Here is an 8299-nt window from a genome sequence, read left to right as displayed (position 1 = left end):
ATCACGGGCTTCGGGCGTACCGGTGCTGATTTCGGCTCCACCGCCATGGGTATCAAGCCGGACCTGATGACCTTTGCCAAACAGCTGAGCTCGGCCTATTTTCCGATTTCGGCCTCGGTGATTCCCGGCTGGATGTATGAGGCAATGATCGATCAGACCAATGAGGTCGGCGTCTTTGGCCACGGCTACACCTATTCCGGCCACCCGGCGGCCTGTGCCGCGGCACTGAAGACGCTGGAAATCTACGAGCGCGACAACCTGTTTGAACATGCGGCCGAGGTCGGCGCCTATATGCAGGCGCAGCTGCGCGAGATTTTCACCGACCACCCGCTGGTGGGCGAGGTGCGCGGCAAGGGGCTGATCGCGGCGCTGGAGCTGGTGTCGAACAAGACCACCGGCGCCAGCTTTGACAAAGGCGCCGCTGGCGCCGCCGCGCAAAAGGCCTGCGAGGCAAACGGGCTGATCATCCGGGCGGTGGCAGGCAATGCGGTGGCGCTGTGCCCGCCGATCATCATCACCAAGGATGAGGTCGACGACATGCTGGCACGGCTGAAGGCTGCCATCGACAGCGCTTATGGGGATCTGAAAGACAAAGGCCTGCTTGCGGCTTGATCTGCCCTGACCAAAAGAAAACGCCCCGCAATGCGGGGCGTTTCGTTTGTCCGTCTGCTTAGAAGACCTTATAGGTCATTGTCGTCAGCGACCGCTCGATCCCCCCGATCTGCAGCAGCTGGTCGTTGATGTATTTGCCCACATCCTCGCCCGAGGGGATGTAGAGCTTCATCAACAGGTCGAAATTGCCGCTGGTGGAGTAAAGCTCGGAGTGGATTTCACGCAGCGCAATTTCCTCGGCCACCTTGTAGGTGGTGCCGGGTTTGCAGCGGATCTGGACAAAGACGCAGGTGGACATGGGTGCCCCTCATGGATGGTCAAGGAATTGCTTCCAAGCTCGCATGCGCCGCATCCGGGCGCAAGAGACCGGGATTGCTGCAACAGATTGCCCCCATGCACAATGCCGCACTTGAGCCAGCCCCCCTGCCCGCCCTATAAGCGCCTCGCAGCTTGACGAAGGACAGCCCGCCGATGCGTACCGCCACAGTGACCCGCAAAACCGCGGAAACCGATATCTCGGTCGAGATCAACCTCGACGGTTCCGGGGTTTATGACAACCGGACCGGGGTTGGTTTCTTTGACCACATGCTGGACCAGCTGGCGCGCCATTCGCTGATCGACATGACCATCCGCGCCAAGGGCGATTACCACATCGACGACCACCACACGGTGGAGGACACCGGCATCGCGCTGGGTCAGGCGCTGGTGCAGGCGCTGGGGGACAAAAAGGGCATCCGGCGCTATGGCGAGTGCCACCTGCCGATGGATGACGCGCAGGTGCGCTGCGCGCTGGATCTGTCGGCGCGGCCCTTCCTGATCTGGAACGCGGCGCTGCCGGCCCAGAAGATCGGCACCTTTGACACCGAGCTGGTACGCGAGTTTTTCCAGGCGCTCAGCACCCATGGCGGCATCACCCTGCACATCGACCAGCTGCACGGGTTCAACAGCCACCACATCGCCGAGGCGGCGTTCAAGGCGGTGGCCCGCGCGTTACGGCTGGCGGTAGAGACCGATCCGCGCAAGGCGGACGCAATCCCCTCGACCAAGGGCGCGCTGTAACGGCCGATCCGTGCTAGGCTCCCTGCAGAGATATCTGCAGGGAGGCGACGCAATGACGACACATGATGGTGGCTGCCTCTGCGGCGGCTTGCGATATCGGGTAAGCGGTGATCCCCTGTGGGTGACGGCCTGTTTTTGCCGCTTCTGCCAGCGGGCAACGGGTGCATTGGGAATGGTGGAACCCATTTTCGACATCACCCGCTTTCAGATCATCGAAGGGGCGCCATCGCGCTACGTGCATGTCTCGGCCGGCAGCGGCAAGGCGGTGAACGTGCATTTCTGCGCAACCTGCGGCACCAAGACCCACCTGACCTTCGAGCGCTGGCCGGACCGGCTGGGCGTCTATGCGGGCAGCTTCGATGATCCGGGCTGGTTCGCGTTCACTCCGGAGAACAGCAAGTTCATCTTTCTCGACGACGCGGTGCGCGGGGCCATGGTTCCGGCGGGCTTCAAGGTGTTCCGGCAGCACGCCGCCACCGCGGATGGCACGCCGCTGGAGCCGGAGGTGCTGCACGAGGTGCTGCACATCCGCTGAAGGCTTGGCAGCGCCGGGTTGTTGCGCTAGGCAGCATGCGAGTTTCACACCCCTGGAGAGCCCGTACATGCTGACCGCGATCATCGATTACGAATCCGGCAACCTGCATTCTGCCGAGAAAGCCTTTCAGCGCATGGCGCGGGAGCTGGACGCGGGCGAGGTCGTGGTGACCTCGGATGCCGATGTGGTGGCGCGGGCCGACCGGCTGGTGCTGCCCGGCGACGGCGCCTTCCCGGCCTGCGCGGCAGAGCTGCGCGGCCACAAGGGCATTTATGACGCCATGGTCGAGGCGGTGGAGCAGAAGGGCCGCCCGTTTCTGGGCATCTGCGTCGGCATGCAGCTGATGGCCACCACCGGGCACGAGTATCAAGAGACGCCAGGCCTTGGCTGGGTCGGCGGCGATGTGGTGAAGATCACCCCGGCAGATGCGTCCCTGAAGGTGCCGCATATGGGCTGGAACGATCTGGTGATCCAAACCGGGCACCCGGTGTTTGACGGCATCACATCCGGCGACCATGTGTATTTCGTGCATTCCTACCATTTCCGCGCCGCCAACCCGGCAGAACGGCTGGCGCATGTGGATTATGCGGGTGAGGTGACCGCGGTCATCGGCCGGGACACGATGGTGGGAATGCAGTTCCACCCGGAGAAGAGCCAGGCGACGGGGCTGCGGATGATCGGCAACTTTCTGACCTGGAAGCCCTAAGAGGACGCCGCTGGCGCGGCGTTGCCTCCCCTCACCGCGGCAACGCCGCCTGCCGGGCAGGTAAAGGGAGTATTTTTTGAAAGATGAAATGGCACAGCCTGCTCCTTCATCTTTCAAAAAATACTCAATACCCCAGCGCAGCCTGCTCCGCCCTTTCAGGCCGGGCGCCCCCTAAGCCGCGCTTCTCAGCGAAACAGGCGCCACGCCATAGACCTTGCGAAAGGCGCGGGTGAAACCTTCGGGAGAACCGTAGGCATAGCGGCGCGCCACCGCCTCGACCCGGTCGCCGCGGCTGAGGTCCTGATGGGCCAGGATCAACCGCCACCGGCGCAGGTAGCCCATCGGGGTTTCTCCGACTTCGGTGGAAAAAAGTTCCGCAAAGCGCGACAGTGAAAGCCCGGCCTCCTGCGCCAGATCGGCGTTGGTCCAAAGCCTGCCGGGGCGGTCGTGCATTGCCACAATCGCACGGCTGAGGCGCGGGTCCGCGAGGCCTGCCAGCAGCCCCGGTTCAGTGGCGCCTTTGCGGATCTGGTTGCGCAACAGGCGCACCATCAGCACCTCGCCCAGCCGGTTGACCACCGATTGCGCGCCGCAGTGCCGGCCTTCGGATTCGTCCCGCATCAGGCGCACCAGCCCCTGCGCCTCGGCATTGCCGCTGATACTGTAATCCACCACCTGCGGCAGCGCCGCCAGGAACGGATTGCTGTTGCCCGACCAGGTCACCCGCGCAGCCCACATCACCGCGCCCGGAGCCGGGTCCGCCAACGCGCCCCTGGTGCGATAGAGGATCCGCACCGGCTGCCCCGCTGCATCTGCCAGCGCAATCAGATTGGACTCCGCAGGCCCGGCGGCCTGCACTGCAAGCTGAAAGCGGTCGATCAAGGTGGTGAGGCGGTCCATATTTCCGGTGTTCCAGTCAGGTTTTTCGGATTTATCCGACGGTAAGCTGCGCGATACAGAGAAGCAACCACCACTCACGTCATCACGCACAAGGAACACCCCATGCTGATCCCCCGCCAAAAGACCCCCGGCCTGACCCTGCCGACGCTGGACCACGGCCCGTTCGACCTGTCTGCGGAAACGGCAGAACGCGGCACCGTGATCTGTTTCTACCGCGGGCTGCACTGCCCGATCTGCGCGACCTATTTGAAAGAGTTCGAAAAGAAGGTCGCGGCCTTTGCCGAGCGCGGTGTCAATTGCATTGCGGTCAGTACTGACGGGGAAGAGCGCACCCGCGCGATGGCCGAGAAGATCGACGCCAAGGATCTGCGGTTCGGTTTCGGTCTGCCGCTGTCCGTGGCCAGGGATTGGGGGCTGTACATCTCGACCTCGCGCGGCAAGACTTCGATCGGGATTGAGGAGCCGGCGCTGTTTGCCGAACCCGGCCTGTTTCTGGTGACGCCGGAGCAGACGCTGTATTACGGCGCGGTGCAGACGATGCCGTTTGTGCGCCCGCATTTCGCCGAGCTGGTCGCGGCGCTGGATTTCGCGATCCCCAACAACTACCCGGCGCGCGGCGAGTATACCGGTGCTGTGTAGCACCGCCGCCAGCCTGTAAAATCGGCTGAGTCCGGCAATGGACAAGGGGTCCGCTTCCATGCATACGGGACGGACCTTTTTCCGCGCTTCAGGTTTCCCCTTGCACATCCGTTTCGAGAAATACGACCATACTGAAGGCAAGCACCGCTATTGCCAGCTGAGCCTGACGCCGACCCTGTTCGGCGACTGGTGCGTTGAGCGTGTGTCGGGACCGCTGAATGCGCCGGGCGGGGTCCAGAAGCGCGCGTATTTTGCCGCGCAAGCTGAGGCGCTGGCGATCTTTGAACGCTTCCGGGACCGGCAGATGAAGCGTGGCTATGCACCGATCCCCGTGCAGCTGGGTCTGCTTTAGCTTTATTCGATCCGGGTCCAGGTCTGTTTCGAACAGATCAGCCCGCCCGCCACACAACCGCGCAGGGCGAGGTTATTGCCGGCCATGTCCATCTTGCCGATGTAGACCTTGTCATTTGACGGCCGCCAGACCTTGCCCTCGTAAGAACCGTCGCCGTTCGGCACCATGTCAATCACCAGCGTCCTGCCGATGTTGGGGGATTGATACTCTCCCTCGCTGTTGAAAGTGCGGGCGATCTTGCCGCAGACGGCGGCGCCGCATTGATCCATTTGGATATGCGCATAAGAACCGTCATCGGGCTGGGTTTTCCAAACGCCCAGCACCGGATCCGCCGCGGCGGCGCCTGCCAGCCCCAAGCCAACGGCCAAACCTGCCAGAAGATGTTTCATTCCAATTCCTCCCTGTTTTTCAGGCAGCCTGTCCCTGATGCGCCCGCTGAAGCAAGGTTGACTTTGGGTCGCGTTGCATTCTGCCCTTACGTTGTGCAAAACACCGCCAGCATATCTTTACCAAGGACCGCCCGGATGATCCTCTACCCTGCGATTGACCTCAAAGACGGCCAGGCCGTGCGCCTGCTGCATGGCGAGATGGACAAGACCACCGTGTTCAACGACAACCCCGCCGCCCAGGCGCTGGAGTTTGTCGCGGCGGGCTGCGAGTGGCTGCATCTGGTGGACCTCAATGGTGCCTTTGCCGGCGAGCCGGTGAACGCCGCACCGGTCGAGGAGATCCTGAAGCAGACCAAGGTGCCCGCCCAGCTGGGCGGCGGCATCCGCGATATGGCGACCATCGAACGCTGGATTGACAAGGGCCTGGCGCGGGTGATCCTGGGCACCGTAGCGGTGGAGAACCCCGACCTGGTGCGCGAGGCAGCACGGGAGTTCCCCGGCAAGGTCGCGGTTGGCATCGACGCCCGCAACGGCAAGGTCGCGACCAAAGGCTGGGCCGAAGAGACGGACGTGATGGTCACCGACCTCGCCAAAAGCTTTGAAGACGCAGGCGTTGCTGCGATCATCTATACCGACATCCTGCGCGATGGCGCGATGAAAGGCCCGAATGTGGAGGCCACCGCCGATCTGGCAAATGCTGTCAGCATCCCGGTGATTGCCTCGGGCGGCGTGTCCTCGCTGGACGACCTCAGGGCGCTGAAGTCCTGCGGTGCGCCGTTGAATGGTGCGATTTCCGGGCGGGCGCTCTATGATGGCGCCATTGATCTGAATGAGGCGCTGGCGGTTCTGAAGAGCTGACACGGCGCAGGAACCGGGAGGCCGCATGCGCCTGATCCGCCGTATCCTTGCCATCGTGGCGCTGGCGCCCATTGCCCTGTGGCTGCTGTGCATCGCCTGTGTGATGCTGCTGGGGTTTGGCTTTGGCTGCGACATCAACGAAGGTTTTGCCACCCCCTGCGTGGTACTTGGCCGGGACCTGAGCGAGACCGCCTATTCCCTGGGCCTGTTTGCCGCTTGGGGGCCGCTGATGTTCGGACCGGCCTCCCTTGGCGGCGGGTTTCTTTGGGCAGTTGCGGTGGCGATCGACCGCCACCGCAACCGCACGCCCCGGTAGGGAACAGAAAGGCCAGCCCGGCACCCGGGACTATTGCGCGGCAGCAGCCGTCAGTTTGCCCAAGGCGCCCTGCATCTTGGCAATGAAGCCGGCATCCGCGGGGATATCGAGGGCGGAGAGCATCTCAGCCGGGTCCTCATAGGTCAGCCAGACCTGGCCTTCCGCATCTTCATAGGCCAGCACCCTGAGCGGCAGGTAAAGGCCCGCCCTCATGTCGGCCTGCATCGCAGGGGTGCCCAGCTTGGGGTTGCCGAAAATCAGCAATTGCGAAGCCCCCAGCTCCAGCTCCGCCTTCCGGGCGCCTGCGCCATGGTCGACGCGGGCAAAGACGGTGGCGCCGGCACCCTCAACGGCGGCCTGCAGCGCATCCATGGTCTCCGCCACAGGTTTATGGCTGGGTATTTGCATCAGGTCTGCGGCGGCGGGCAATGCGGACATGAGGGCGATGGCTCCGGCAACGATAAGGGGTTTTGTCATAACGGCTGCTCCAAAATGTACGGTGATGATACGAAAACAAGGGAACGGGCGCCGGCAGGCAATTCACATCTGCGGCATCGGCGTGTCCTCGCCGCCCTGAAAATACAGCGGGCGCCGCAATGCGCTGGACACCACGGCCCGCATCCCGGACCAAAACGCGCACAGGCTGCCATATCTGTTGCGATTCCAGCATGGTTTGCGTACCCACGGGGCCAAGCAGTTCGAAAGGCACGGCATCATGCTGAAGACCCGTATCATTCCCTGTCTCGACGTCGCCGACGGGCGCGTGGTCAAGGGTGTCAACTTTGTCGGCCTGCGCGATGCGGGCGATCCGGTGGAATCGGCCAAGGCCTATGATGCGGCCGGTGCGGATGAGATCTGCTTTCTCGACATTCATGCGACGCATGAAAACCGCGGCACCATGTTCGACGTGGTGCGCCGCACCGCCGAGCAGTGCTTTGTGCCGCTGACCGTGGGCGGAGGGGTGCGCAGCAAGGACGACGTGCGCGCGCTGCTGCTGGCAGGCGCCGACAAGGTCTCCTTCAACTCCGCGGCCGTGGCCAATCCGGATGTGATTGCCGAAGCCGCCGATCAGTTCGGCAGCCAATGCATCGTCTGCGCCATCGACGCCAAGACGGTGGCGCCGGGCCGCTGGGAGATTTTCACCCATGGCGGCCGCAAGCCGACCGGCATCGACGCGGTGGAGTTTGCCAAGCTGGTCACAGCGAAGGGCGCCGGGGAGATCCTGCTGACCTCGATGGACCGCGACGGCACCAAGTCGGGCTTCAACCTGCCGCTGACACGGGCGATTTCCGACGCGGTGGATGTGCCGGTGATTGCCTCAGGCGGCGTCGGCAACCTGGATCACCTTGTGGAAGGGGTGACCAAGGGCGGCGCCTCGGCGGTGCTGGCGGCGTCGATTTTCCACTTCGGCGAATACACCATCCAGGAAGCCAAGCAGCACATGGCCGCGGCCGGCATCCCGATGAGGCTGTCATGAGTATTCTGCACGATCTCGAAGCCACCATCCTGTCCCGCAAGGGGGCAGATCCGGACAGCAGCTGGACCGCCAAGCTGCTTGCCAAGGGGCCGGAAAAATGCGCCGAGAAATTCGGTGAGGAGGCGATCGAGGCGATCATTGAAGCGGTGAAAGGCGACCGCGGCAAACTGGCCTCGGAAGGCGCTGATGTACTGTATCATTTCCTGGTGATGCTGGCGGCCCGGGATGTGGCGCTGGAGGATGTCCTGCAGATGCTGACCGAGCGTCAGGGCCTGAGCGGCATCGCCGAGAAGGCCAGCCGCCCCAAGGGCTGATCCGTCCCGGACACATGCAGGCAGCCCAGGCCTCCCGCGCCGGACAGATGCACTTGCCTGCGGCAAGCCAAGCTCTCCGCCTTGGGCGTGGCGCCGCTGCGCGGCGCAGAGCCTCCGCTGCCGGGCCCTTAAAGGTCAGGAT

At 63.6% G+C, this 8299-nt stretch carries 14 protein-coding genes; 10 read left to right on the top strand and 4 right to left on the bottom strand.

The genetic code is table 11. The annotated features are described in order from the left end of the window. The coding region (locus tag VOI29_RS19845) for an aminotransferase class III-fold pyridoxal phosphate-dependent enzyme (protein WP_323782748.1) at positions 1-612 on the top strand (612 nt) is incomplete at its 5' end. 58 nt (positions 613-670) lie between these two features. Here VOI29_RS19845 and VOI29_RS19840 read toward each other — a convergent pair. Continuing rightward, a complete protein-coding gene (locus VOI29_RS19840) occupies positions 671-910 on the bottom strand; it encodes an Lrp/AsnC ligand binding domain-containing protein (RefSeq protein ID WP_323782746.1) in 240 nt (79 codons plus the stop codon). A 173-nt stretch (positions 911-1083) separates the two neighbouring features. On the opposite strand from VOI29_RS19840, the gene hisB reads away from it, so the two are divergent. From hisB to hisH, 3 genes are all read left to right on the top strand, one after another. Then, positions 1084-1671, top strand: coding sequence for an imidazoleglycerol-phosphate dehydratase HisB (gene hisB / locus VOI29_RS19835; RefSeq protein WP_323782743.1), 588 nt, complete (start codon positions 1084-1086; stop codon positions 1669-1671). A gap of 52 nt (positions 1672-1723) precedes the next feature. After that, positions 1724-2206 carry a GFA family protein gene (locus tag VOI29_RS19830; protein WP_323782740.1) on the top strand — a complete coding sequence of 161 codons (483 nt, stop codon included), beginning with the start codon at positions 1724-1726 and terminating at the stop codon, positions 2204-2206. A gap of 67 nt (positions 2207-2273) precedes the next feature. After that, entirely contained in the window at positions 2274-2912 is a 639-nt protein-coding gene (gene hisH / locus VOI29_RS19825) for an imidazole glycerol phosphate synthase subunit HisH (RefSeq protein WP_323782737.1), read from the top strand. A gap of 171 nt (positions 2913-3083) precedes the next feature. Here the strand turns inward: hisH and VOI29_RS19820 are convergent, their stop codons facing one another. After that, positions 3084-3812 carry an AraC family transcriptional regulator gene (locus VOI29_RS19820; RefSeq protein ID WP_323782734.1) on the bottom strand — a complete coding sequence of 243 codons (729 nt, stop codon included), beginning with the start codon at positions 3810-3812 and terminating at the stop codon, positions 3084-3086. A 102-nt stretch (positions 3813-3914) separates the two neighbouring features. On the opposite strand from VOI29_RS19820, the gene VOI29_RS19815 reads away from it, so the two are divergent. Both VOI29_RS19815 and VOI29_RS19810 read left to right on the top strand, forming a co-directional pair. After that, the gene (locus tag VOI29_RS19815; protein WP_323782731.1) at positions 3915-4451 is read left to right on the top strand and encodes a peroxiredoxin-like family protein; all 537 of its coding nucleotides are present in this window, start codon (positions 3915-3917) and stop codon (positions 4449-4451) included. A gap of 100 nt (positions 4452-4551) precedes the next feature. Further along, positions 4552-4803, top strand: coding sequence for a WGR domain-containing protein (locus tag VOI29_RS19810; RefSeq protein ID WP_024090764.1), 252 nt, complete (start codon positions 4552-4554; stop codon positions 4801-4803). A 2-nt stretch (positions 4804-4805) separates the two neighbouring features. On the opposite strand, the gene VOI29_RS19805 is transcribed toward VOI29_RS19810, so the two are convergent. Further along, positions 4806-5192 (bottom strand): DUF2147 domain-containing protein, encoded by a 387-nt coding sequence (locus VOI29_RS19805; RefSeq protein WP_323782727.1) that lies wholly within the window; start codon positions 5190-5192, stop codon positions 4806-4808. Between the two features lie 135 nt (positions 5193-5327). On the opposite strand from VOI29_RS19805, the gene hisA reads away from it, so the two are divergent. Together hisA and VOI29_RS19795 are read left to right on the top strand one after the other, a co-directional pair. After that, positions 5328-6050, top strand: coding sequence for a 1-(5-phosphoribosyl)-5-[(5-phosphoribosylamino)methylideneamino]imidazole-4-carboxamide isomerase (hisA, locus tag VOI29_RS19800; protein WP_323782724.1), 723 nt, complete (start codon positions 5328-5330; stop codon positions 6048-6050). Positions 6051-6075: 25 nt separating this feature from the next. Then, on the top strand, positions 6076-6366 hold the full coding sequence (locus VOI29_RS19795) for a hypothetical protein (protein ID WP_323782721.1): 291 nt from the start codon (positions 6076-6078) through the stop codon (positions 6364-6366). Positions 6367-6396: 30 nt separating this feature from the next. Here the strand turns inward: VOI29_RS19795 and VOI29_RS19790 are convergent, their stop codons facing one another. Then, positions 6397-6843, bottom strand: coding sequence for a DUF302 domain-containing protein (locus tag VOI29_RS19790; RefSeq protein ID WP_323782718.1), 447 nt, complete (start codon positions 6841-6843; stop codon positions 6397-6399). 238 nt (positions 6844-7081) lie between these two features. Between VOI29_RS19790 and hisF the strand changes: the two genes are divergently transcribed. Then, the gene (gene hisF / locus VOI29_RS19785) at positions 7082-7843 is read left to right on the top strand and encodes an imidazole glycerol phosphate synthase subunit HisF (RefSeq protein ID WP_323782715.1); all 762 of its coding nucleotides are present in this window, start codon (positions 7082-7084) and stop codon (positions 7841-7843) included. Continuing rightward, positions 7840-8157, top strand: a complete 318-nt coding sequence (locus VOI29_RS19780; RefSeq protein WP_323782712.1) for a phosphoribosyl-ATP diphosphatase — start codon at positions 7840-7842, stop codon at positions 8155-8157. The genes hisF and VOI29_RS19780 overlap by 4 nt, the downstream gene beginning before the upstream one ends. The last annotated feature ends 142 nt before the right edge of the window (positions 8158-8299 follow it).

The organism is Leisingera sp., assembly GCF_034669605.1.
In the GTDB taxonomy this organism is placed as follows: Bacteria; Pseudomonadota; Alphaproteobacteria; order Rhodobacterales; family Rhodobacteraceae; genus Leisingera.
This window is presented reverse-complemented; position numbering and strand designations above follow the sequence as displayed.